The 23,018-nt window shown below is 63.5% G+C and carries 18 protein-coding genes and 1 pseudogene; 6 read left to right on the top strand and 13 right to left on the bottom strand.

Annotation, left to right across the window (positions count from 1 at the left end):
• Positions 1 to 178: 178 nt before the first annotated feature.
• Positions 179 to 1,460: pseudogene (locus V1294_RS18955) on the top strand (MFS transporter).
• Positions 1,461 to 1,557: 97 nt separating this feature from the next.
• Here V1294_RS18955 and V1294_RS18950 read toward each other — a convergent pair.
• Positions 1,558 to 3,117 carry an acyl-CoA carboxylase subunit beta gene (locus tag V1294_RS18950; RefSeq protein ID WP_334499260.1) on the bottom strand — a complete coding sequence of 520 codons (1,560 nt, stop codon included), beginning with the start codon at positions 3,115 to 3,117 and terminating at the stop codon, positions 1,558 to 1,560.
• The gene (locus V1294_RS18945) at positions 3,047 to 4,021 is read right to left on the bottom strand and encodes an IclR family transcriptional regulator (RefSeq protein WP_334499257.1); all 975 of its coding nucleotides are present in this window, start codon (positions 4,019 to 4,021) and stop codon (positions 3,047 to 3,049) included. Before V1294_RS18945 ends, V1294_RS18950 begins: the two co-directional genes overlap by 71 nt.
• 132 nt (positions 4,022 to 4,153) lie before the next feature.
• Between V1294_RS18945 and V1294_RS18940 the strand changes: the two genes are divergently transcribed.
• From V1294_RS18940 to glsA, 4 genes are all read left to right on the top strand, one after another.
• Entirely contained in the window at positions 4,154 to 4,375 is a 222-nt protein-coding gene (locus V1294_RS18940; RefSeq protein ID WP_334481405.1) for an acetyl-CoA carboxylase biotin carboxyl carrier protein subunit, read from the top strand.
• 156 nt (positions 4,376 to 4,531) lie between these two features.
• Positions 4,532 to 5,692 (top strand): TAXI family TRAP transporter solute-binding subunit, encoded by a 1,161-nt coding sequence (locus V1294_RS18935; RefSeq protein ID WP_334481406.1) that lies wholly within the window; start codon positions 4,532 to 4,534, stop codon positions 5,690 to 5,692.
• A gap of 50 nt (positions 5,693 to 5,742) precedes the next feature.
• Positions 5,743 to 7,806 (top strand): TRAP transporter permease, encoded by a 2,064-nt coding sequence (locus V1294_RS18930; RefSeq protein WP_334499254.1) that lies wholly within the window; start codon positions 5,743 to 5,745, stop codon positions 7,804 to 7,806.
• A gap of 22 nt (positions 7,807 to 7,828) precedes the next feature.
• Positions 7,829 to 9,688: a glutaminase A gene (gene glsA, locus V1294_RS18925; RefSeq protein ID WP_334499252.1), complete on the top strand. Its 1,860-nt coding sequence runs from the start codon at positions 7,829 to 7,831 to the stop codon at positions 9,686 to 9,688.
• A 170-nt stretch (positions 9,689 to 9,858) separates the two neighbouring features.
• Here glsA and V1294_RS18920 read toward each other — a convergent pair whose 3' ends face one another.
• Positions 9,859 to 12,192, bottom strand: coding sequence for a Tex family protein (locus V1294_RS18920; protein WP_334499250.1), 2,334 nt, complete (start codon positions 12,190 to 12,192; stop codon positions 9,859 to 9,861).
• A 230-nt stretch (positions 12,193 to 12,422) separates the two neighbouring features.
• Here V1294_RS18920 and V1294_RS18915 point away from each other — a divergent pair, with 230 nt between their 5' ends.
• Positions 12,423 to 13,679 carry an Hsp70 family protein gene (locus V1294_RS18915; protein ID WP_334499248.1) on the top strand — a complete coding sequence of 419 codons (1,257 nt, stop codon included), beginning with the start codon at positions 12,423 to 12,425 and terminating at the stop codon, positions 13,677 to 13,679.
• 28 nt (positions 13,680 to 13,707) lie between these two features.
• Here the strand turns inward: V1294_RS18915 and V1294_RS18910 are convergent, their stop codons facing one another.
• The 10 genes from V1294_RS18910 to denD form a co-directional block, all read right to left on the bottom strand.
• On the bottom strand, positions 13,708 to 14,235 hold the full coding sequence (locus V1294_RS18910; RefSeq protein WP_334481413.1) for a carboxymuconolactone decarboxylase family protein: 528 nt from the start codon (positions 14,233 to 14,235) through the stop codon (positions 13,708 to 13,710).
• Between the two features lie 526 nt (positions 14,236 to 14,761).
• The gene (locus V1294_RS18905; protein WP_334499245.1) at positions 14,762 to 15,121 is read right to left on the bottom strand and encodes a Zn-ribbon domain-containing OB-fold protein; all 360 of its coding nucleotides are present in this window, start codon (positions 15,119 to 15,121) and stop codon (positions 14,762 to 14,764) included.
• The gene (locus tag V1294_RS18900) at positions 15,118 to 16,254 is read right to left on the bottom strand and encodes a thiolase family protein (RefSeq protein ID WP_334499242.1); all 1,137 of its coding nucleotides are present in this window, start codon (positions 16,252 to 16,254) and stop codon (positions 15,118 to 15,120) included. The genes V1294_RS18905 and V1294_RS18900 overlap by 4 nt, the downstream gene beginning before the upstream one ends.
• Before the next feature lie 12 nt (positions 16,255 to 16,266).
• Positions 16,267 to 17,433, bottom strand: a complete 1,167-nt coding sequence (locus V1294_RS18895) for an acyl-CoA dehydrogenase family protein (protein ID WP_334499240.1) — start codon at positions 17,431 to 17,433, stop codon at positions 16,267 to 16,269.
• Between the two features lie 10 nt (positions 17,434 to 17,443).
• On the bottom strand, positions 17,444 to 18,646 hold the full coding sequence (locus tag V1294_RS18890) for a CaiB/BaiF CoA transferase family protein (protein ID WP_334499238.1): 1,203 nt from the start codon (positions 18,644 to 18,646) through the stop codon (positions 17,444 to 17,446).
• 171 nt (positions 18,647 to 18,817) lie between these two features.
• Positions 18,818 to 19,018 carry a hypothetical protein gene (locus V1294_RS18885; protein ID WP_334481421.1) on the bottom strand — a complete coding sequence of 67 codons (201 nt, stop codon included), beginning with the start codon at positions 19,016 to 19,018 and terminating at the stop codon, positions 18,818 to 18,820.
• Positions 19,019 to 19,142: 124 nt separating this feature from the next.
• Entirely contained in the window at positions 19,143 to 20,312 is a 1,170-nt protein-coding gene (locus tag V1294_RS18880) for an acetyl-CoA acetyltransferase (RefSeq protein ID WP_334499236.1), read from the bottom strand.
• 55 nt (positions 20,313 to 20,367) lie between these two features.
• Positions 20,368 to 21,018, bottom strand: coding sequence for a bifunctional 4-hydroxy-2-oxoglutarate aldolase/2-dehydro-3-deoxy-phosphogluconate aldolase (gene eda / locus V1294_RS18875; protein ID WP_334499233.1), 651 nt, complete (start codon positions 21,016 to 21,018; stop codon positions 20,368 to 20,370).
• Positions 21,015 to 21,959, bottom strand: coding sequence for a sugar kinase (locus tag V1294_RS18870; RefSeq protein ID WP_334499231.1), 945 nt, complete (start codon positions 21,957 to 21,959; stop codon positions 21,015 to 21,017). Before V1294_RS18870 ends, eda begins: the two co-directional genes overlap by 4 nt.
• 33 nt (positions 21,960 to 21,992) lie before the next feature.
• Positions 21,993 to 22,979, bottom strand: a complete 987-nt coding sequence (gene denD / locus V1294_RS18865) for a D-erythronate dehydrogenase (RefSeq protein WP_334499229.1) — start codon at positions 22,977 to 22,979, stop codon at positions 21,993 to 21,995.
• Between the last annotated feature and the right edge of the window lie 39 nt (positions 22,980 to 23,018).

The raw sequence follows: 23,018 nt of genomic DNA, 5'->3' as shown, positions 1-23,018 counted from the left end.
CATAATATTACAACAATAATTCAATACCGGGGTTGACCGCACCTGGATCGATCCTTGGCGCAGCGGTGTCGTGATGTCCTGAAATGAGGGAAGTGTGACATTCAAGTCAAACGGTCATCACGTCAGAATGCGTAAGCCGAACCAGGCCAATCTTCCCTCTGGAATCCTCTGAGGCCCAATGATCTCGAACTGGCTGTCAGCCGCCCTCGCCCGCCGCAACATCCACTACGGCTGGGTGATGGTCGCCGTGACCTTTCTCACCGCCCTGATCTCCGCCGGCACGGTCGGCGCTCCCGGCGTCTTCATCGTGCCCCTGCAGAAGGAATTCGGCTGGACCACGGCGGAGATTTCCTCGGCGCTGTCGATCCGCTTCATCCTGTTCGGGCTGATGGCGCCCTTCGCCGCCGCGCTGATGAACCGCTACGGCCTGCGCAACGTCACGCTGTTGGCGCTGCTGATCGTCGTATCCGGCCTCGTCGCATCGCTGGCGATGACGCAGGTCTGGCAGTTGATGCTGCTGTGGGGCGTGGTGATCGGGCTCGGCACCGGCATGACGGCGCTGGTGCTGGGGGCTACGATTGCCGCGCGCTGGTTTGCGGCGCGGCGCGGGCTTGTGGTCGGCATCCTCACCGCGAGCGTTGCGACCGGGCAGCTTGCCTTCCTGCCACTCTTGGCGAGCCTGACCGAAACCTATGGCTGGCGGATCGCGCTGGCGCTGGTCTGCGTGATGCTGGGCGTGGCCGCCTTCGCCGTGCTGATGGTCATGCGCGACCGCCCGAGCGACGTCGGCTTGCGGCCGTTCGGCGACGAAGGCACCGAGCCGCTGCCGGCGCTCCCGCCGAACAACACGCCTATCATGGCGGCAGCGCTCGGCACCCTGCGCGACGCCTCGAAGTCGGGCGTGTTCTGGATCCTGTTCGCCACCTTCTTCATCTGCGGCGCCTCGACCAACGGTCTGGTCCAGGTTCACCTGATTCCGATGTGCCTTGATTTCGGTATTCCGCAGGTGCAGGCGGCGAGCCTGCTCGCGGCGATGGGCATTTTCGATTTCGTCGGCACCATCGTCTCGGGCTGGCTGTCGGACCGCTACGACAATCGCTGGCTCCTGTTCTGGTATTACGGGCTGCGCGGCCTGTCGCTGTTGTTCCTGCCCTTCACCGACTTCTCGTTCTATGGCCTGTCGCTGTTTGCGATGTTTCTACGGGCTCGACTGGATCGCGACCGTGCCGCCCACGGTGCGGCTCACCGCGCAGCGGTTCGGGCCTGAGCGCGCCAATCTCGTGTTCGGCTGGATTTTTGCCGGCCATCAGCTCGGCGCGGGCGTTGCGGCCTTCGGCGCCGGCCTGTCGCGGACGGCGCTCCAGACCTACCTGCCGGCCTTCTTCGTCGCCGGTGCGCTCTGTGTGGTGGCGGCGCTGATTGTGCTGGCGATCTCGCGGCCGAAGCCGGTGGCGGCGTGATGGAGTTGTCGGGTGGGCTGAGCGAAGCGAGCCCACCATTCGCTGTCAATGCGTGGAGAGATGGTGGGCACGCTGCGCTTTGCCCACCCTACGAGACCTACGGCCGCGTCGACATATTGGTTGGCGGACCCACGGTTCGGATTGGCTCCGCCAATCGCGCGAATTCGCACAACAGCGAACGCGTCTTGCGGGGATCGATCACCTCCTCGACCCAGAATTTCTCGGCCGAACGAAACGGCGAGCGCAGCTTGTTGAGGCGATCCTCGATCTCCTTCAGCTTCGCGGCCGGATCATCTGAACCATCGATGTCGGCGCGGTAGGCCGCCTCGATGCCGCCTTCCAGCGGCAGCGAGCCCCAATAGGCCGACGGCCAGGCGTAGCGCATCGAATAGCGGTTGGCCGGCTGGTGCACGACACCGGCCACGCCGAATGCGTTGCGCACGATGATAGTGCACCAGGGCACGGTCGACTGGTTGACCGCCGCCATCGCGCGCACGCCGTGACGGATGGTCGCCGACTTCTCGGCCTCGAGCCCGATCATGAAGCCGGGGCAATCCATCAGATAAACCACCGGCAGATGGAAGGTCTCTGCGAAGTCGACCCAGCGCACCACCTTCTGGCACGCCTCCGCCGTCCACGATCCGCCGTAGTGGAAGGGATCGCTCGCCAGCAGCAGCACGGCGCGGCCTTCGAGCCGGGCGAGCCCGGTAATGACCGGGCGGCCGAAATTGGCGTTGACCTCGAAGAACGAGCCCTTGTCGACCACGGCGTCGATGATCGGGCGCATCTTGTAGACCTGGCGGCGATTGCGCGGCACCGCCTTCAACAGCGATTCTTCCGCGCGCTCCGGATCGTCGGCAAAAGGCGTGGTCGGCGGCAGGTCGTACACCGAGGACGGCAGATAGGACAGAAAGCGCCTGGCGCGTTCGAACGCCTCCTCCTCGGTGTCCACGGCATCGTCGACGCCGCCGGCGCGGGTCTGGATCTCGGCGCCGCCGAGCTCCTGCTTGGTCAGATCCTGGCCGAGGCGTTTCACGACCGGCGGACCTGCGACAAACATCGCGGAATTCCTGGTCATGATGGAATAATGGCTGGCGGCAAGCCGCGCCGCGCCAAGGCCCGCGACCGAACCGAGGCCGAGGGCCACCACCGGCACGCGCGCCATGTTGGCAATCGTGAACCAGTACCAGCGTGTGCCGCCGACCCCGCCGGGCAGATTGGCAGCCCCGCGCGTTTCAATCGTCTTCACCGAGCCGCCGCCGCCCGAGCCTTCGATCACGCGAATGATCGGCAGGCGAAAATCATGCGCCATTTCCTCGGCCATCAGCGGCTTGGCCGAGATCGAGGCGTCGGCCGAACCGCCGCGCACGGTGAAATCGTCGCCGACCACGACTACGGTGCGGCCGTCGATCTTGCCGCGGCCGAACACGCAGTTGGCCGGCGTCAGGTGCTTGAGTTCGCTGTTGTCGTCGTATTCGGCGATGCCGGAAATCGCGCCGATCTCGTGGAAGGAATTCTTGTCGATCAGTCCGTCGATGCGCTCACGAACCGTGAGCCGGCCCTGGTCATGCTGGCGCTTGACCTTGTCAACGCCTCCCATCTCGCGCGCGAACGCTTCGCGCCGAGCGAGCTCGTCGAGCTCCGGCTTCCAGTTCATTCGTATCCTCCGTCTTGATGATCTTGTTATTATGAGCCGGTACCGGAAGCGGCTTTCTTTCCATGCGATTTGCGAAGATATCGCCCTCGGCGCCTTCGAGCAGACTGCCGATCGCAACGCTGAGTTCGAGCATCAACGGCGCCACTTCCCCGTGCAGCCGCTTCTCATCAAACATCGCGGACAGCAGCCCGATCGTCACGACGACGAAGGTTTGATATTGCGGCGACCACACCGGCACCGCGCAACCGTTGATATGCGGGCTCCAGGTGCCGCAGCCGACGACATAACCGTGTTCGCGCAAATGGCGGCGGTTGGTTTCCATGCGCGACTTCAAGAGCCCCGCATTTCCCGGAATCTCGCGCTCCATTTCGGCGATCAAGGCGTCGCCGACGTCAGTATCGAGCGCGGCGGTGTAGGCAAAGCCGGCCGCGGTGCTCGTCATCGAGATGCGGCTGCCGGTGCCTTCATGCAGACCGAGCGCATTCGCTGCACGCGCGAATTCGAGATAGACCAGATGATAGCGATCCGGAATCACGAAGCCGACGGTACCCGGCAATTGATCGGCGACGTCCTGCAACCGCAGCCGGATAAGATTGCGAAGCTGCAACCCCTTCATCATCGAGGTGCTCATCGCCACCGCGCTTGGACCGATCCGGTATTTCTGGTCGCGCGGCAGATAAACCAGCTGGCCCATCCGCGTCAGCGTGTGCGTGAGCCGCGATACCGTCGACCGCGGCAGACCACAGCGGCTGGAAATTTCCAGATTGCCCAGTCTCGCTTCATGACCCTCGAAGCAGCGCAGGACGTCGAACGCCCGCGACACCACCTGGATCACGTCACCCTCGCCTGCGAGATCGCTGGCGAGCATTCCCTGCTTGCTAAGCCGTTCCGAGCGTCTTCCCATTTGGTATGGCTCCATTCCGCCCTGCGGAATAAAATTCCACTTGCAGAACAAACTACCTCAGGCAATCTGCGGTCACAACAAAAAGCCGTTCGCGAGGACACGAGTCCGTCAGACGGTCCCCGGAGAGCGGAAATGCCAGACATCAAGATTGTCACTGAAGTCGCCGGCCGCGTGTGCGCGCTTCCCGTCACAACCGGCGGAAATGTCAGCGACGGCGACGAGATTGCTTTCGTCGAAGCCATGAAGATGGAAATTCCGGTCACGTCGACGACGGCAGGAAGAATCAAGGCTATCCTGGTCAAACTCGACGACGTCATCGCTGAAGGACAGGTCGTCGCCGTCATCGAAGCTTAACTTGATCACGGCATAGACGTGCTTGCGACGATTCCGCGACAATCTGTCCAGCTCTGCTGTTGACGTTTGCGCACCTAACGTTGCCATCGCCAGCAGCCGATGACATGATCAACGCTAACGAGTGACTTTCGCGAAAACTATCTGAGGGGAAAAATTATGATTCATCGGTTGAAGGCGTTCGCGCCAATTGCCCTTGCGGGCGTCTCGCTGCTCGCCTCGCCGGCCCATTCCCAAGACGTCAAGCTGCCGCCGACCATGGTCGTCACCGCCTATGACACCGGAACGGCGGGCTTCAACATCGCCGTCGGCGTCGGCAAGATGATGAAGGACAAATACGGCACCGATGTCCGCGTGCTGCCCGCCGGCAACGACGTGGCGCGACTGGCACCGTTGCGCGCCAAGCGCGCGGCCATGTCCGCGATGGGCTCCGGCAGCTATTTCGCCCAGGAAGGCGTGTTCGAATTCGGCACCAAGGAATGGGGTCCGCAAGCCCTGCAACTGGTGCTGTCTACCGTCGATTGCAACGGCGCTTCGCTCGGGGTCGCCAAGGATAGCGGCGTGACCGAGATCAAGCAGCTCAAGGGCAAGCGCGTCGGCTTCGTGGTCGGTTCGCCGGCGCTGAACCAGAACGCACTCGCGGTCCTGGCGTTCGGTGACCTCAAGCAAAGCGACGTCAAGGTCGTCGAGTTCTCGAGCTATGGCGCGATGTGGAAGGGCATGGTCAACAACGACATCGATGCCGCCTTCGCCACCACCATCACCGGCCCTGCCAAGGAACTCGAGACATCGCCGCGCGGCATCATCTGGCCGCCGCTGCCCGCCAGCGACAAGGCCGGCTGGGAGCGGGTGAAAAAGGTCGGCTCGTTCTTCTTCCCGCACGTCGCGACCTGCGGTGCCGGCATCACCAAGGACAAGCCGGTCGAGCTCGGCAACTACCCCTATCCGATCTTCGTGTCATACGGATCGCTGGGCGCCGACGAGGTCTATGCCATCACCAAGGCGATGATCACGGGCTACGACGCTTACAAGGATTCCGCGCCGGGCGCGGGCGGCCTTGCCGCCGACCGCCAGACCAAGAACTGGGTGGTCCCGGTTCATCCGGGCGCAGCCAAGGCTCTGAAGGAAGCCGGACAGTGGAGCGACGAACAGGAAGCCCATAACAAGGGGTTGCTCAAGCGCCAGCAGGTATTGGCGGCGGCATGGACCGACTTCAACAAGTCCAGTCCGCCATCGGACGACAAGGCGTTTCTCGATGGCTGGATGAAGGCGCGCGCTGCGGCGCTGACCAAAGCCAGCATGCCGAACGGCTTTGAATAACACTGCTTCGCGCGATCAGGTCGACAGCGAATACCGTCTCGAGGGAAATAATGTCACCTTCTGCGAGCGATAGCGTAATCGCGCCGACACAACGAATTGAGTTCGACGACCCGCATGCCAACATGCAGGAAGCCGAGGTCACGCGGGTGCGAGCGTTGCGAGGGGCGTGGCGCTGGGCGTTGGTGGTCGCGACCGCGGTCACCATCCTTTTGTGCATCAACCAGCAATTCTCGCTACGCTTCTTCCTCGGCTATACGCAGCTCAACACCGAGTATTTCTATCTGCTGATCGCACTGATGCTGCCGTTCACGTTCCTGATCTTTCCGGGAGCCGAGAGTTCGCCGCTGGATCGAATTCCCTGGTACGACATCCTGCTCTTCGTCGTCACCTTCGCCTGCGCCATCCTCCTGATGCGCAGCGTCCGCAAGGCGGCAGAAGCCGGCTGGGAATTCGGCGGCGCGCCGACGCCTGTCATCGTCGCCGGCGTCATCATGTGGGCGGTGCTGATGGAGGCGTTGCGGCGCACAGGCGGCTGGAGCCTGCTGCTGAGCGTGATGCCGTTTACGGTTTATCCGCTGTTCGCCGACGCCACGTGGCTGGGACCGTTCCGCGGCACGCAATCGACGCTCGAACAGGCGACCTCCTATCACGTGCTGTCGGGCGAAAGCCTGCTCGGCATCCCGATCCAGGCCTTTGCCGACACCGTGATCGGCTTTCTGGTGTTCGGCACCGCGCTGATGATGACGGGCGCCGGCAAATTCTTCATCAACATCGCCTTTGCGCTGTGCGGCACCTTCCGCGGCGGCGCCGCGAAGGTCTGCATCTTTGCCTCCGGCCTGCTCGGCATGATGTCCGGTTCGATTATCTCTAACGTGCTGACCGCGGGCACCATGACGATTCCGGTGATGAAGAAGAGCGGATTCCGCGCCTCCTATGCCGCCGCGATCGAGGCCTGCGCGTCGACCGGCGCGGTGCTGGCGCCGCCGGTGATGGGCGCGACCGCGTTCGTGATCGCGCAGTTCCTCAACGTCAGCTACGCCGACGTCGCGCTCGCCGCGATCATTCCGGCGGCGCTGTATTACATCGGCCTGTTCATGCAGGTGGATTCCTATGCCGCGCGCCACGGGCTGAAGGGCATTCCGCGGTCCGAGCTGCCGAAGGTCTGGGACACCATCAAGGAGGGCTGGTACTATATTTTCGTCATCGCGCTCCTGATCGTGATGCTGCTGTATTTCAAGCGCGAGAGCCACGCGCCGTTCTACGCGACGGCGCTGCTGCTGGTACTGAACCAGATCTTCTCCAAGGATACGCGCTGGACGCCTGCGACTATCAGCAAGTTCCTCGAGGTCAACGGACGTACCTTCGTCGAGCTGGTCGGCATCCTGGCTGGCTGCGGGCTTCTGATCGGCGCGTTTTCGATGACCGGCGTGGTTTCCAGCCTCGCCAACGATCTGCTGCGGATCGCCGGCGACAATGCATTGCTGCTGCTCGTGATGTGCGCCTTCACCAGCCTCGTTCTCGGGCTTGGACTGACGACGACGGCCTGCTACATCTTCCTCGCCATTCTGGTGGCGCCCGCGCTGGAAAAACTCGGCCTCAACCGCATGGCCGTGCACATGTTCATCTTCTACTGGGGCATGCTGTCCTCGATCACGCCGCCAGTCGCCATCGCCTCCTTTGCCGCAGCCGGCATAGCCGGCTCGCCGGCGATGAAGACGGGATGGGAGTCGATGTGGGTCGGCAGCATCATCTATTTCATCCCGTTCTTCTTCGTGCTGAACCCGGCGCTGGTGCTGCAGGGACCAAGCCCGTATCTGGAGGGGCTCGGGCTGATGGCGCTGGCGGGCTTCGGCACACTGTTCATCTGCGGTGGCATCCAGGGCTATCAGGCGTTTGTCGGCGACCTAAGGGGTGCCGGCGCGCTGGAATGGCCGCTGCGGGTATTGCTCGTGATCGGTGGCTTCGTCATCGCCACGCCTGGCGGCGGTATCATGCCGCTCGCGCAATGGCAGGTCACCTCTCTTGGATTGGCGATCCTGATCCCGACCGTTCTCACCGCGCTGGTGCTGGTACGGCGCCAGACCTTGGCGCCGAGCCAGTTGCGCGCACCCTGATTGCGTTGCACAAGAGGAGGCGATGAAACAATCGCCTCCTCCGCTTAACGCCGGCCCCGCTGCCTGGACCAGCTCGAAACCGCCCTTGCTGCGGTTCCTGAACGCCTGCCACGCGGATTTCGCGCCCGAGAGCAGCGGCGCGGTCGCCAATTACATCCCCGAACTCGGCAAGGCCGACCCTTCCCATTTCGGCATCAGCCTCGCCACCCTCGACGGCCATGTCTATGAGGTCGGCGACACCCAGATCCCCTTCACCATCCAGTCCATGTCGAAACCATTCGTGTTCGCGCTGGCGCTGGATACGCTGGGTGCGGCTCGGGTCGAAAGCGTCATTGGCGTCGAGCCGTCGGGCGATCCCTTCAACTCGATCCGCCTCAACGCCGAGAACCACCCGTTCAATCCCATGGTCAATGCCGGCGCGATCGCCTGCTCCGGCCTGATCCACGAGGCCAAGGGCGACGCTGCATTCGACTATATCAGGCAGGCGCTGGGCCGGTTTGCCGGGCGCGATCTCGACGTCGACGACGCCGTCTATGCCTCCGAAAGCGCTACCGGCGACCGCAACCGGGCGATCGGCTATTTGCTGCGCACCAATGCCGTGATCAAAGACAACGTGGCTGCCGTGCTGGAGGTGTATTTCCGGCAATGCGCCATCCTCGTGACGGCGCGCGATATCGCCGTGATGGCTGCGACGCTGGCCAACCGCGGCATCAATCCCGTGACCGGCGAACAGGTGCTGACGCCGTATGCCATCTCGCGGGCGCTCTCCGTCATGACGAGCTCCGGCATGTATGATTACGCCGGGGAATGGATCTACCGGATCGGCATTCCCGCCAAGAGCGGCGTCGGCGGCGGCATCCTCGCGGCGCTGCCGGCGCGGCTCGGGCTCGGCAGCTATTCGCCGAAACTCGACAAGCACGGCAACAGCGTGCGCGGCATCAAGGTCTGCGAGGCGCTGTCATCGCATTACGACCTGCATATGCTGAACCGCAGCGACGACGCGCGCAACAGCATCATTGCCGACTACGACATCGGCAATAGCCCGTCGCGGCGCGTGCGGCGTGCGCAGGAACAGAACATCCTCGCCGCGCATCACCAGGACGTTCGCGTGATCGAGCTGGTCGGGACGCTGTCGTTCTCCAATGTCGATTATGTCTCGCGCCAGCTCGCGGCCAAGCCGCGGCCGCAGCTCGTCATCTTCGACCTCCGCCGCGTGACGGCCATGACCCGCGCCGGCACCCGCCTGCTCGCCGAGGAATTCCGCGAACTCGCTGCCCACCACGTCACCGTGATCCTGTCCGGCATCAGACGGTCGTCGCCGGAATGGAAGATGATCGGGGAATGGACGGAAGGCCTCAGCAACATCCGCAACTACTATTTGCTCGATGCCGCCATCGAATGGGCGGAAGACCAGGTGGTGTACCGCTACGGCGGCGCGATCGATTTCTTCGAGGCGACCGAACTCTCCGAACAGGCGCTGCTGGCGGGGCTGACGGAGGAGGAACTGACCGATCTCGCCTCGCTCGCTTCGATCCGGACCTATCAGGCGAGCGAAAAGATCATCGCGGCCGGCGATCCCGCAACTTCCGTGTTCTTTCTCAGGAGCGGCGTGGTGCATGTCACCCTGCCCGACGGCATCCGCCTGGCGACGCTGACGGCGGGAATGCCGTTCGGCGAGATGGCGCTATTGGAGCCGCGCCGCTCGGCTGACGTCTTCGCCGACATGGCCGCGACGGCTTATGAAGTCCCGCTGCGCGATTTCGAACGTTTCCGAAAGCAGCATCCGCGCGCCGGCGAGCGCATCATGCGCAATCTTGCGCAATTACTCGCCGACCGCCTGATCCTCGCCAACGCCAAGGTGAATCTGCTGACACCGAGTTAGACTTGCTGCCAGGGGCCACATGGTTCGAGACGCACGGCGTTGCCGTGCTCCTCACTATGAGGGTCAAAGAGCTGCATCCCGGTTTCGACACTGCCAGACCTCATCCTGAAGGAGCGGCCTCTTGGCCGCGTCTCGAAGGATGAAGCCACTGGTGGCGAGACGCGCCCCGCCTATCCCGCTTTGCCCCGCCCGTTCTTTTCGGCGGCACGCCGCAAGGCATCAGCCAGTGCACCGCCCTGCTCCTGTGCCTTGCGCGGCGCGGACGACGTCATCGACGCCTTGGAATACTCGCGCATCTTGCTTTCCGACAGCTTGGGGCCCTTCTCGCCCACTTCGTCGTCGAGCCGCAGCGTCAGTGCGATGCGCTTGCGAGCGACCTCGACCTCCAGCACCTTGACCTTGACGATGTCGCCCGGCTTCACCACCTCGCGCGGGTCCTTGATGAAGGTTTTCGACATCGCCGAGATGTGCACCAGTCCGTCCTGGTGCACGCCGATATCGACGAAGGCGCCGAACGCCGCGACATTCGTCACCGTGCCTTCCAGGATCATGCCGCGCTTGAGGTCCTTGATCTCCTCGACGCCTTCCTTGAACACCGCGGCCTTGAATGCCGGACGCGGGTCGCGGCCGGGCTTTTCCAGTTCGCGCAGGATGTCGGTCACCGTGGGCAGACCAAACGTGTCATCGACAAAGGCCTGCGGCTTCAACTGGCGCACGATCTCGGCATTGCCGATCAGCGCCTTGATGTCGCTCTTGGCTGCGGTGAGTATCCGCCGCACCACAGGATAGGCTTCCGGATGCACACCGGACGAATCGAGCGGGTCTTCACCGCCGTTGATGCGCAGGAATCCGGCGCATTGCTCGAACGCTTTCGGTCCCAGCCGCGGCACTTCCTTCAGCGCCTTTCGCGATTTGAACGGGCCATTGGCGTCGCGATGCTGCACGATGCTTTGCGCGAGCCCTGCGCCGATGCCCGACACCCGCGCCAGCAGCGGGGCGGAAGCCGTGTTGGCATCGACGCCGACGGCGTTGACGCAGTCTTCGACCACGGCATCGAGCGAGCGCGCCAATTTGGATTCGCCGAGGTCATGCTGGTACTGTCCGACGCCGATCGCCTTCGGGTCGATCTTGACGAGTTCGGCCAGCGGATCCTGCAGGCGCCGCGCGATCGACACCGCGCCGCGCAAGGTGACGTCGAGCTCCGGCAATTCCTCGGACGCGAAGGCCGAGGCGGAGTAGACCGACGCGCCCGCTTCGGACACCACGATCTTCGACATTTTCAGGTCCGGCAGCAGCTTGACCAGCTCGGTCGCCAGCTTGTCGGTCTCGCGCGAAGCGGTGCCGTTGCCGATCGCAATCAGGTCGACGCGGTGCGCGACCGCGAGCTTGCCCAGCGTCGCCAGCGCCGCATCCCATTGCCTTTGGGGCTCGTGCGGATAGACCGCGGTGGTCGCCACCACCTTCCCCGTCGCGTCGACGACGGCGACCTTGACGCCGGAGCGGTAACCAGGATCGAGCCCCATGGTGACGCGCGCGCCGGCCGGCGCTGCCAGCAGCAGGTCGCGCAAATTCGAGGCGAACACCCGCACGCCCTCGGTCTCCGCCGCCGTCCACAGCCGCATCCGCAGGTCGATGTTGAGATGCACCTGGATCTTGGTGCGCCAGGCCCAGCGCGCGGTCTCGATCAGCCAGCGGTCGCCCGGGCGGCCCTGATCGGTAATCGCAAAGCGTTGCATGATCTTCAGTTCATACGTGCTGGGGACGCCGGCCGCCGGAACATTCGCCTCGGGCATCATCTGCAGCTCGAGGATTTCTTCCTTCTCACCCCGAAACAGCGCGAGAATGCGGTGCGACGGTAGCTTGTGGAGGGCTCCGTTGTAGTCGAAATAGTCCTTGAACTTCTCGCCCTCGGTCTTCTTGCCCTTGCGCACGGTGGATGTCATCACCCCGTTCGACCACATTTCTTCGCGCAAGCGCCCGATCAGATCGGCATCCTCGGCAAAACGCTCCACCAGGATCGCGCGTGCGCCTTCGAGCGCCGCGGCGACATCAGGCACCTGCTTCTCGGCGTCGACGTAGCCGGCAGCCACGACCTGCGGATCGTTCTGCGGCTGCGTCAGCAACAGTTCGGACAATGGTTCGAGCCCGGCTTCCTTGGCGATCTCGGCCTTGGTGCGGCGCTTCGGCTTGAACGGCAGGTAGATGTCTTCCAGACGTCCCTTGCTGTCGGCCGCCATGATCGCGGCTTCCAGCGCGGCGTCGAGCTTGCCCTGCTCGCGGACCGAATTGAGAATGGCCGTCCGGCGCTCCTCGAGTTCGCGCAGATAGGTCAGCCGCTCTTCCAGCGTGCGCAATTGCGCGTCGTCGAGCCCGCCGGTGATTTCCTTGCGATAGCGTGCCACGAACGGCACGGTGGCGCCGCCGTCGAGCAATTCGACCGTCGCCGAGATCTGCTGCTCGCGAACGCCGAGTTCTTCCGCGATCTGTCGATTGATATTTGCCACGGCCACATCTTTCCCGAAACCAGAGCGGCAGGTGAATCACCCCCGCCGCCGGAGGCCGCTTATGGACCATCGCAGATTATTTCATCAAGGCGTTGCGGGAAACAAATTGATCTGTGGATGGCCTTAATCGAACAATTCAATATGTGCGAACAACCGGTTGCGATGGCACAAGATAAAGGTGGATCGATGGCGTTGTAATGTGTAAACGGACGCTCCCTCCAGGAGTACCCGTGTCAATCTGTGGCCTTGATTTCGGAACGTCGAACACGACGCTTGGCACCATCGAGGGCCATGCGCCGGTTCTGGTGGCCCTGGAGGCCACACAAACCACTATACCCAGCGCGATGTTCTATGAGGTGGACGGGGGCGTTCTGATCGGCCGCAAGGCCGTGGAAACCTATGTCGAAGGCGCGCCTGGCCGGCTGATGCGAAGCCTCAAGTCGGTGCTCGGCACCTCGCTGATCGACGAAACCACCCGGCTCGGACGCGCACGGGTCAGCTTTCGCGACGTGATCGCCTATTACCTCGGTGCGGTCAAACGCCGCGCGGAACAAGCCACGGCGCGCGAACTGCGCGAGGTTGTTCACGGCCGGCCGGTGCACTTCGTCGACAACGCGCCGGACGCCGATCGCAAGGCGGAGGACACCCTGCGGACGATTGCGCGGGGGATCGGTTTTGACGAGGTCACGTTTCAGTTCGAACCGATCGCCGCGGCGCTGGACTATGAGCGACAGATCACATCCGAGGAAGTCGCACTCATCGCCGATATCGGTGGCGGCACCTCCGACTTCTCGATCGTGCGTCTGGGGCCCGAGCGCCACGGCAAGGCCGATCGCGCGGCCGATATCCTCGCCAATGACGGCGTGCGCATCGGCGGCACCGATTTCGACCGTCAGCTCAGCCTCGGCGTGATCATGCCGCTGTTCGGATTCCGCAGCGCCATGAAGCGTCCCGGGCTTGACGTGCCGTCGAGCTATTTCCACGACCTCGCGACCTGGTCGAGCATCAACCGCATGTACGATCCGCGCGTGATGGCCGATATCCGCCAGGTGCGGCAGGAGGCCAGCGAGCCGGAACTTCTCGACCGGCTGATACGCGTGGTGCACGAACAGCGCGGCCATACGCTGGCGATGGAAGTCGAAGAGGCCAAGATTGCCCTGTCCGAGCAGCGCCGGGCGGACATCCCGCTGGAGTGGGTTACCCCCGGCCTTGGCGCTGATATCAGCCGCCCCGATCTCGTCAGCCACACAAAACAGCTGGCCGATCGCATCGCCGCGCGGATCAACAACTGCCTTATCCAGGCAGGCCTGGCCGCCGGCGATATCGACTCGGTGTTCCTGACCGGCGGCTCGGTAAAACTCGCCCACGTTCGCAATACGATCGTCAAAGCCGTGCCATCGGCCCGCATCGTCGAGGGCGACATCTTCGGCGCCGTCGGCAAGGGATTGACGCTGGAGGCGCTGCGACGATACGGCCCTGCGAACTGAGATTCGTCGTTCGCGGAACAGCCGTCGATCAGCCGACCACTTCCGTCACCGGCTGCAGATCGATGGCAAACGTTTCCAGAAACTTCGACGTCATGATGTAGAAGCCGACCGAGAGCTGCAATTCGACCAGTGCGGCCGCCGTCAGTTTCGAGGCAATCGCGTTGAAGGTCGCGTCCGTTGGTTTGTGACGCCGGACGATTTCATCGGTGAAGGCGAGCGCCGCGCGTTGTACGTCGTTGAAGCAGGTCGCCGCTTCCCAGTTCTCCAGCGCCTCGTTCTGCTCGTCGGTGACGCCGACGTTCTTGCCGATCCGCTTGTGGGCGACGATTTCGTAAGGTGCCTCGCACAGGATGCCGGTGCGGGTGATGGCGAGCTCGCGCACGATCGGGTCCAATTCGCCCTTGTGCCTGATGGCCCCACCCAGCCGGCAGTATTGTTCGAGGTAGCTCGGCGAATGCGCCATCATGCGAAAGATGTTGGCATTGCGGTTTTTGCCCAGCAATTCGCGGGTGCGCTCGTTGTGCTTGGCGGGATCGCTGTATTCGACGCGGGCCATTGATCACCTTGGGGTTTGGGGATTTTCTGATTTGTTGACAGAGGGATCATGCACCGCAGCAGAAGGCCGATCAACCGCCGAAATGCTGCCGACGCCAGTTCGGACCTGCGTCCAAGCCGTTCGAGCCGCGCCAAAAAACTCCCTCTCTCGTGCACAAACCGGCTACGAGCGAGCCAAATTGCCGCCTCAATGCTGGTCGATTCTCAGGACTGTCGATATTCGCTGAGTGGGGACTCAAAAGAGCGAATACTCGTCGCGGGGTGTTCCGAGTAAAACCAAACTGAGCCATCAAGCCTTCGCGGGCATTGATGACTCATGCCCAAGTCTAGGGAGTTAGGCATGAAGGAAGCCACCAAAAAGGCGGCCTCGGAAGCGCTTGCGCAGATGATGGCGGTAACAGCAATGCTCGTTATCGCCAGCGTCGTGTTCTACTGGCATTGAATGTTGACGCGTCGAAGCACTCAGATTTTCACCTGTTCCGCGTAGTTCTGGGTTGCTTCGTAGCGTGAGCATTGATGCCTGACATTCACCCCGTCTTCTCGAAATACGGGACCAGCCTTCCCGCAAACGGCCGATAGCTTGCGGTGACGTTGTCACCGATCGCCAGATCGTTGTCGCCGTGGGCCATCATGCGAAAGCCCTCCGCCGCATCGACCAGCACGATATTGTAGGGAACATGCGCGCGCGTCTCCGGCGTCGCGGCGCGGCACACCAGCGACGTCGCATAGACCGTCGCGGTTCCACTGGCACGCTTCTCCACCGGATCCGGCGCACCGCAGGCGGCGCAGAAACGGCGGTGGAAATATTGCACGTTCCCGCACGCACCGCAGGATTGATAGACGATGGCCTCGGCGCCCTTGGTCCAGTCGGCCAGTTTGTCGCTCATCGCACCCGCTCCAGGAACATGCTGACATGCGACGACAGCACGCCGCCATCGCCGTGCAAGAGCGCGACCGAGGCATTGCGGACCTGCCGGGAACCGGCACGTTCCGTCATCTGTAGATGCGTCTCGACCAGATGCGCCATCGCGCCACCGACGCCGCAATGCCCGTAGCTCAACAGCCCGCCATGGGTGTTGAGCGGTAGCGCGCCGTCGCGGCCGAAATGCCCTGCCCGCACCCGCGCCGCCGCTTCGCCGCGCCCGGCAAGGCCGAGGTCTTCCAGCAGCATAGCGAGCGTGATGGTGAAGCTGTCATAGACCGCGGCATAACGCACATCCGATATCGCAACGCCGGATGCTGCCTTCGCCTTGGCGATCGCGATCTCGGCGCCGAGTTCGCTCAAACGCGGCGCTGCCGTGATGTGCTGATGGGTGTGCGCCTGCGCACAGCCGCGCACGCGAATGCCGGTCGCGGAGGTCGGCTCGCGGCTGACCACGAACGCTGCGCCGCCGTCGGACACCGGGCAGCAATCCAAGAGCTTGAGCGGCATCGCCACCGGCTTTGAGGCCATCACGTCGGCGACGGTGATCGGTTCGTGGAACTGCGCGCCAGGATGGGTCACAGCGTGGGCGCGCATCAGCACCGCGAATTCGGCGAGGTCTTCCTGGGTGACGCCATATTCATGCATGTAGCGCGAGGCGACGAGGCCGTAATAAGCGGGGATCGTCGGTCCCAGCGGCACCTCGTAATCGGGGTGACCGACCTGCGCCAGCGCCTGGATCGAGGCGTCGCGGCTCTGTCCGGTGAGGCGGTTTTCGCCGCCGACCACCAGCACATGCTTTGCCACGCCGGCGTCGACGAGATGGTGCGCCAGCATGGTCATGGCAAGTCCAGTGGCGCCGCCGACCTGCACCGCATGCGCATAGGATGGCTGGATGCCAAAGTGCTCGGCGAACACGGTGGCCAGCATAATGTGTGGCGACACCGTCGAATAGCCGCAGAGAATGCCGTCGATCTCGGATCGCTTCAGCCCGGCATCCGCAATGGCAAACTCGGCCGCCTTGCTCATCAGATCGAGCGAGGACGAGCCTTCATGCTTGCCGTAGGACGTCAGCCCGACGCCGGTGATGAAGCTCATGGCAGTGCCGCCTTAATACGACTTCGGCAAACCCAGCACCTTCTCGGCAATGAAGCTAAGAATGAGCTGCGGGCTGATCGGCGCAATCCGCGGGATCAGGGATTCCCGCAAATAGCGCTCGACATGATACTCCTTGGCGTATCCGAAGCCGCCAAGCGTCATGACCGCCTGCTCGCAGGCGTGGAAGCCGGCTTCGGCGGCAAGATATTTCGCGGCATTGGCGGCCGGGCCGCATGGCATGCCCTGGTCGTATTGCCAGCCTGCGCGCAGCACCATCATCCACGCGGCTTCCAGCTCCATCCAGTTCTTCGCCAGCGGATGCTGGATACCTTGATTCATACCGATCGGGCGATTGAACACGATGCGGTTCTTGGCGTAGGCCGCGGCGCGCGACAGCGCGATCTGGCCCAAGCCCACCGCTTCCGCCGCAATCAGGATGCGCTCGGGATTCATGCCGTGCAGGATATATTCGAAGCCACGGCCCTCTTCGCCCAGACGATCCTCGACCGGGATCTCGAAATTCTCGAAGAACAATTCGTTGGAGTCGACGGGCTTGCGGCCCATCTTCTCAATCTCGTGCACCGTAACGCGCTTCTTGTCGAAGTCGGTGTAGAACAGGCTCAAGCCCTGCGTCGGCGTCTTCACCTCTTCCAGCGGCGTGGTGCGCGCCAGCAGCAGGATCTTGTTGGCGACCTGCGCGGTGGAAATCCAGACCTTCTGGCCGTTGACGACATATTTGTCGCCCTTGCGCAACGCGCGGGTTTTCAACTGCGTGGTGTTGAGCCCGGTATTGGGCTCCGTCACCGCAAAGCAGGACTTGTCGCGGCCATCGATGATCGGCGGCAACATGCGCGTGCACTGTTCCTTGGTGCCAAAGACGACAACGGGATTAAGCCCGAACACGTTCATATGCACGGCGGAAGCGCCGGACATGCCCGCGCCGGATTCCGAAATCGTCCGCATCATGATCGCGGCGTCGGTGATGCCGAGCCCTGACCCGCCATATTCCTCGGGGATACAGATGCCGAGCCAGCCGGCATCCGCCAGCGCGCGGTGGAAGTCGGCTGGGTAACCGCCCTCCTTGTCCTTCTTCAGCCAATAGGCATCGTCAAATCGCGAACAGATTTTTGCGACCGCGTCGCGGATCGATTCCTGGTTGGCGGATAGCGCGAAATCCATCTATCTGTCCTTACGTGTTTGACGCGGTCCTGGTGACGCCATCGCGCACCAGGGCTGCGATCTCATCCGGCGAAAAACCGGCGTCGCGGAGGATTTCCGCGCTGTGCTCGCTCAGGCGGGGCGCCAGCCACCTGGTCTCAACCGGCGTTTCGGAAAATCGCGCCGAAGGTCGCATGTTGCGAATGCGGCCCTCGGTCGGATGATCGACGACCGGGAAGAAATCGGTCGCGACGATGTGGGGATCGCCGAGCAGGCTTTCTAGGTCGTGCATCGGCATGACCGGCACATCGGCCTTCTCGAGGATAGCGGTCCACTCGGCGGTGGTCTTGGTCTCGAGGATGCGCGCCAGTTCGGCATAAACCGCGTCGATATTGACGGCGCGGCCGGCGAAGGTTGCAAATTTCGGGTGGACGCGAAGATCGTCACGCCCCGTTGCGTCGAAGAAATTCTGCCACTGCTTGTCGTTGTAGACGATCACGCAGATATAGCCGTCCGAGGTCTTGTAAGGCCGCCGGTCCGGCGACAGGTGACGGGCATAGCCGCCCTTGTCGAGCGGCGGCTCATAGGTGAGACCGCCCATGTGATCGCCCATCACGAAACCGGCCATGGTTTCGAACATCGGGATATCGACGCGCTGGCCGCGGCCGGTGCGGTTACGGTCAACCAGGCTGGCGCAGATCGCGCCCACGGCTGTGAGCCCGACAATGCGATCGACCAGCGCATTCGGGACATAGCGCGGCACGCCGTCGGCGGTCTGCGCCATCAGCGCCGGCAACGCCGTCGCGCCCTGGATCAGGTCGTCATAGGCCGGTTTTGCCGCATAGGGCCCATCCTGGCCGAAGCCGAACACGCCGGCATAGACCAGGCGCGGATTGATTTCAGACACCACGTCGTAACCGAGATTCAGCCGCGCCATCGCCTGCGGGCGCACATTATAGACCAGCACGTCGGCGGATTTGATCAGCCGCAGCACGGCGTCGCGCCCGGCTGGCTTCTTCAAATCGAGACAAATTGAGCGCTTGTTGCGATTGGTGTTGAGGAACACCGGCCCCATGCCGGGATGGCGGGTCGGACCGATTTGCCGCGTCACATCACCATCGAGCGATTCCACCTTGACGACGTCGGCGCCGTAATCGCCGAGCATCTGGGTCGCATAGGGCCCCATCAGCACGGTCGTCATGTCGATGACCTTGATGCCTTCCAACGGTCCCATGGCTCAATTCGCTCCCGGATTGTCGTTCCGGTCAAGTAACGGCAGCGGATTGGGAAGATCAAGCGCGCCCGGCGTATGGGCGTATGCGCTGGAGAACAATAGCTGGTGTCGTCCCTGCCTGGTGCGCAATTGCGCACGGACGCAGGGACAACGATAGAGCGGTGTTGGCGGCTATTTCTTCGATCTGGCGTCGCGTTCCCGGGTCAGGCGCTCCAGCTCTTCATTCTGCTGGCTGAGGCGGTCGGCGATACGCGCTTCGTTCCGTTCGCCGGAGGCGGCGGCAGCCTGTTCGATCAACTGCCGGATGTTGTCTTCCAGAATCCTGATCCGGTTATTCAGTTCTGCCGATGACAACGAACTTTCGTTGCTCATGATGCACGCTCCGGAAATTGTAGGGTGGCGAAGCGAGACGTGCCCACCTCCCTCATCGCGCGGCACTAATGGTGGGCACGGCGCTAGCGCGCCTTTGCCCACCCTACGATAGCACGTTTCTCGGCTACTTCGCAGGCTCCAGTACGGAAACGTAGTTTGCCACCGCCGCGCCGCCCATGTTGAAGATGCCGGCGAGTTTTGCGTTCTTGAGCTGCATGCCCTCGGGCGCCTGACCGACGAGCTGCATCGCGCTCATCACATGCATGGAGACGCCGGTGGCGCCGATCGGATGGCCCTTGGCCTTCAACCCGCCGGACGGATTGACCGGCAGCTTGCCGTCCTTCTGGGTCCAGCCTTCCTTGATGGCGCGGGCGCCCTGCCCGCGGGGCGTCAGGCCCATCGCTTCATATTCGATCAGTTCGGCGACGGTGAAGCAGTCATGGGTTTCGACAAAAGAGAGGTCGGAGAGCTGCACCCCGGCCTGCGCCAGCGCGCGCTGCCAGGCAACGGTGCAGCCTTCGAACTGCAGGATGTCGCGCTTGGACATCGGCAGAAAATCCTGCGCGTGCGCGGTGGCGCGGAAGTTCACCGCCTTGCCCATGGTCTTTGCGGTTTCCAAATCCGTCAGTACCAGCGCCGCCGCGCCGTCGGACACCAGCGAACAGTCGGTGCGCTTCAGGGGACCTGCGACGTACGGGTTCTTCTCGCTCTCGGCGCGGCAGAATTCAAAGCCAAAATCCTTGCGCAGCTGCGCATAAGGGTTGGCGACGCCATTCTTGTGGTTCTTGGCCGCGATCATCGCCAATGCGTCCGACTGGTCGCCATATTTCTGGAAATAGCTTTGCGCGATCTTGCCGAACACGCCGGCAAAGCCGCCGATGGTGTCGCCATCCTCGGGCAGATAGGACGCCTTCAGGAGGTAGCGCCCGATATCGGCCGAGGGGGTCCGCGTCATCTGCTCGACGCCGACCACCAGCACGATCCTGGCCGCGCCCGCAGCGATCGCCCGGATGCCCTGATGTACCGCCGCCGAACCGGTGGCGCAGGCGTTTTCGACCCGCGTGGTCGGCTTGAAGCGCAATTTGGGGTCGGCCTGCAGCACCAGCGAGGCCGTAAAATCCTGCGGCGAGAAGCCGGCATTGAAATGCCCGAGCACGATCTCGTCGACGTCTTCGGCTGAAATGCCGGCATCCGCCAGCGCATCGGTCGCAACCTTCACCACGAGGCTCTCGACGGTTTCCGCGTCGAACTTGCCGAATGGCGTGTGCGCCCATCCGACGATGCTGGCAGTCATGGTCGTTCTCCCTGTTTCGGTTCTGAAGCCTTTGTACCCTATTGGGAAAAAGACTTCACGCCGGTTTCAGGGATTTCAGGGCCCGCGTGCACATGGCGGTTATGCCGGCCCAGTTGCCGGACCGGATATCGGCGGCCGGGCAGAGCCAGGAACCACCCACCGCCACCACATTCGGCTCGGCCAGCCAGGACGCTGCATTGGCTTCCCCGATGCCGCCGGTCGGGCAGACCCTGATATTCGGAAACGGCCCGGCCAGCGCCCGAAGTGCCTTGATACCGCCGGCCTGCTCGGCGGGAAAGAATTTCACGAGATCGAAGCCGGCCGCCAGCGCCTGCATCAGCTCGGAGGCGGTCGCGATCCCCGGGGCGAACGGCAGGTCGCTTGCGGCGGCGGCCTTCAAGAGCTCAGGCGTCGCGCCGGGGCTGATGCCGAAGTTGGCGCCGAGCGCCCTCGCCCTCGCCAGATCGTCGGCGTTCAGGATCGTGCCGATGCCGACAATGGCTTCCGGCACCTCCGCGATCATGGCCTTGGCGGCCTCGACAGCCACCGGCGTCCGCAGGGTGACTTCCAGCACGCCCACACCACCTGCAACCAGCGCGCGGGCCAGCGGCACGGCATCTTCCAGCCGTTCGATGGTGAGGACGGGGATCACCGTGGCGGACTTGAAGATGGCGGCGAGTTGTTCCTGCCTGGTGGCTGCGGTCATGGCGATGCCTTGCGAGAATTGACGTGGTTCGGGACGAGGCCGGACGGCATCGCCGCGCGCGGGATGATCGCCCCGGGGTGACATACCACAACGCCGGCCAGACGATGCCCCGCCCGCGCGGCTTCAAGCGGATCCGCGCCCACGAGGCGCGCGGCCACGTAGGCGGCAGCGAAGCTGTCGCCGGCTGCTGTGGTATCGACGACCGGCGCCTCCACCGGCCTGGCCTTGATCGGATAAGAAACGCCTCCCAGACGCAGGATGCTCGCCGGCTCAGAAAGCTTCAACACCACCTCGGCGCCTGGAACCCGCGCCAGCAAGGCTTCGTTGGTTACGTCCGGATAGAGCGGCAGCAGATCGTCGGTGGAAGCCAGCACGATATCGGCCGTGGCGAAGGCCTCCCGAAAAACGGCGCGCGCAACGTCGAGATCGGGCCAGCCACGGGCACGGAAGTTGGTATCGAAAGCGAAACGTGCGCCATTTTCGCGCGCGCGTCTGAGCGCCTCGAACAGACGCGCCCTTCCCTCCGCGCCATACAGTGAGAGTGTGATCGCCGAGAGATAGACCACGTCATAGCCAGCGAGCGCGTCGAGGATCTCCGGCGTCTCCGGCAAATCCATCAGGCTGCGCGCCGCTGCGCTGTCGCGCCAGTGGAAGAACCGCCGCTCACCCTTGGCGTCGGTCTGGATCATGTAGAGACCCGGAAGCTTGCCCGGCAGCCGCACTACCCGCCTGGTCCCGACCCCCTCCGCCGCCCAGCCGGCGACCATTTCCTCGCTAAGGCTGTCGTCGCCAAGTGCGGTGATGTAATCGGCGCCGACGCCGAGCCGGGCGAGATAGACGGCGGTATTGAGCGTGTCGCCGCCATAGCCGCGCGAGAACAGGCCGCCGTCCGCCTGCTTCAACTCGACCATGCACTCGCCGATGCAGGCTACCTTGCTCATGACCGCATCCATGCGAATGAGCGCGAGATCACCTCACGCCGCGAATTTGCCGCCGAGTTCATCCTCGATGTGGATCCGGATGATGTCGTCAAACGTCTTCTCGGCGGTGGTGAAGCCGAGCTTGAGCGCGCGGTCGGCGACGAAGTCGCGCGGCCAGCCAGAGACGATGCCGATGATGGTCGGATCGGGTACCCGCTTGATGCGCGCGGTGACGTTCTTACCGGCGACGCGATCCAGTGCTGCGATCTGTTCGCCGACGGTCACCGACATGCCGGGCATGCTCAGGTTACGCCGCGGCCCCATCGCATCGAGGTCCATGGTGCCGGCGTGGACCAGAAAGCCGACCGCCGATTTCGGCGAGGCGTGCCAGTGCCGCACGTCCTCGGAGACCGGCAGCACGGCCTCCTCGCCCGCCAGCGGCTCGCGGATGATGTTGGAGAAGAAGCCGGAAGCGGCCTTGTTCGGCTTGCCCGGCCGCACGCAGATCGTCGGCAGTCGGATCGAGATGCCGTCGAGCAGGCCCTTGCGGGTGTAGTCGTTGATCAGGAGTTCGCAGATCGACTTTTGCGTGCCGTAGCTCGTCAGCGGCGTATGGAAGAATTCGTCACCGATCTTTTCCGGGAACGGCGCGCCGAACACCGCGATCGAGGACGTGAACACCAGCCGCGGCTTGTAGCCGCCACCGGCGTGGCGGATGGCGTCGATCAGATAGCGCGTGCCGTCAAGATTGATCCGGTAGCCCTTGTCGAATTCCGCTTCGGCTTCGCCGGAGACGATCGCGGCGAGATGAAAGATCACATCGGGCCGATCGGCGATCAGCGGTTCCGCCACGCCGGGATCGGCAAAATCGGAAGCGACGACTTGAATCGGGATCGAGGCGTTGGCGGGCTTGGCGGGCGCCACCACGTCCTGCAACGTCATGCGGGTGATGTCGTGCGTGCCGAGGCGGCCGTCACGCAGCAGCCGCTCGGTCAGCTTGCGGCCCACCATGCCGGCGGCACCAAGAATTAGAATGTGCAAGACCCGTCTCCTTTTTGAACCCTGTTATCAGATACGGGC

The organism is Bradyrhizobium sp. AZCC 1678 (assembly GCF_036924765.1).
Taxonomy (GTDB): Bacteria; Pseudomonadota; Alphaproteobacteria; order Rhizobiales; family Xanthobacteraceae; genus Bradyrhizobium; species Bradyrhizobium algeriense.
This window is presented reverse-complemented; position numbering and strand designations above follow the sequence as displayed.

Coding starts and splice junctions, on each gene's coding strand:
- V1294_RS18950 (WP_334499260.1), bottom strand. CDS start 3,117: ATGAACTGGAAGCCGGAGCTCGACGAGCTCGCTCGGCGCGAAGCGTTC.
- V1294_RS18945 (WP_334499257.1), bottom strand. CDS start 4,021: ATGGGAAGACGCTCGGAACGGCTTAGCAAGCAGGGAATGCTCGCCAGC.
- V1294_RS18940 (WP_334481405.1), top strand. CDS start 4,154: ATGCCAGACATCAAGATTGTCACTGAAGTCGCCGGCCGCGTGTGCGCG.
- V1294_RS18935 (WP_334481406.1), top strand. CDS start 4,532: ATGATTCATCGGTTGAAGGCGTTCGCGCCAATTGCCCTTGCGGGCGTC.
- V1294_RS18930 (WP_334499254.1), top strand. CDS start 5,743: ATGTCACCTTCTGCGAGCGATAGCGTAATCGCGCCGACACAACGAATT.
- glsA (WP_334499252.1), top strand. CDS start 7,829: ATGAAACAATCGCCTCCTCCGCTTAACGCCGGCCCCGCTGCCTGGACC.
- V1294_RS18910 (WP_334481413.1), bottom strand. CDS start 14,235: ATGGCCCGCGTCGAATACAGCGATCCCGCCAAGCACAACGAGCGCACC.
- V1294_RS18905 (WP_334499245.1), bottom strand. CDS start 15,121: ATGAGCGACAAACTGGCCGACTGGACCAAGGGCGCCGAGGCCATCGTC.
- V1294_RS18900 (WP_334499242.1), bottom strand. CDS start 16,254: ATGAGCTTCATCACCGGCGTCGGGCTGACGTCCTACGGCAAGCATGAA.
- V1294_RS18895 (WP_334499240.1), bottom strand. CDS start 17,433: ATGGATTTCGCGCTATCCGCCAACCAGGAATCGATCCGCGACGCGGTC.
- V1294_RS18890 (WP_334499238.1), bottom strand. CDS start 18,646: ATGGGACCGTTGGAAGGCATCAAGGTCATCGACATGACGACCGTGCTG.
- V1294_RS18885 (WP_334481421.1), bottom strand. CDS start 19,018: ATGAGCAACGAAAGTTCGTTGTCATCGGCAGAACTGAATAACCGGATC.
- V1294_RS18880 (WP_334499236.1), bottom strand. CDS start 20,312: ATGACTGCCAGCATCGTCGGATGGGCGCACACGCCATTCGGCAAGTTC.
- eda (WP_334499233.1), bottom strand. CDS start 21,018: ATGACCGCAGCCACCAGGCAGGAACAACTCGCCGCCATCTTCAAGTCC.
- V1294_RS18870 (WP_334499231.1), bottom strand. CDS start 21,959: ATGAGCAAGGTAGCCTGCATCGGCGAGTGCATGGTCGAGTTGAAGCAG.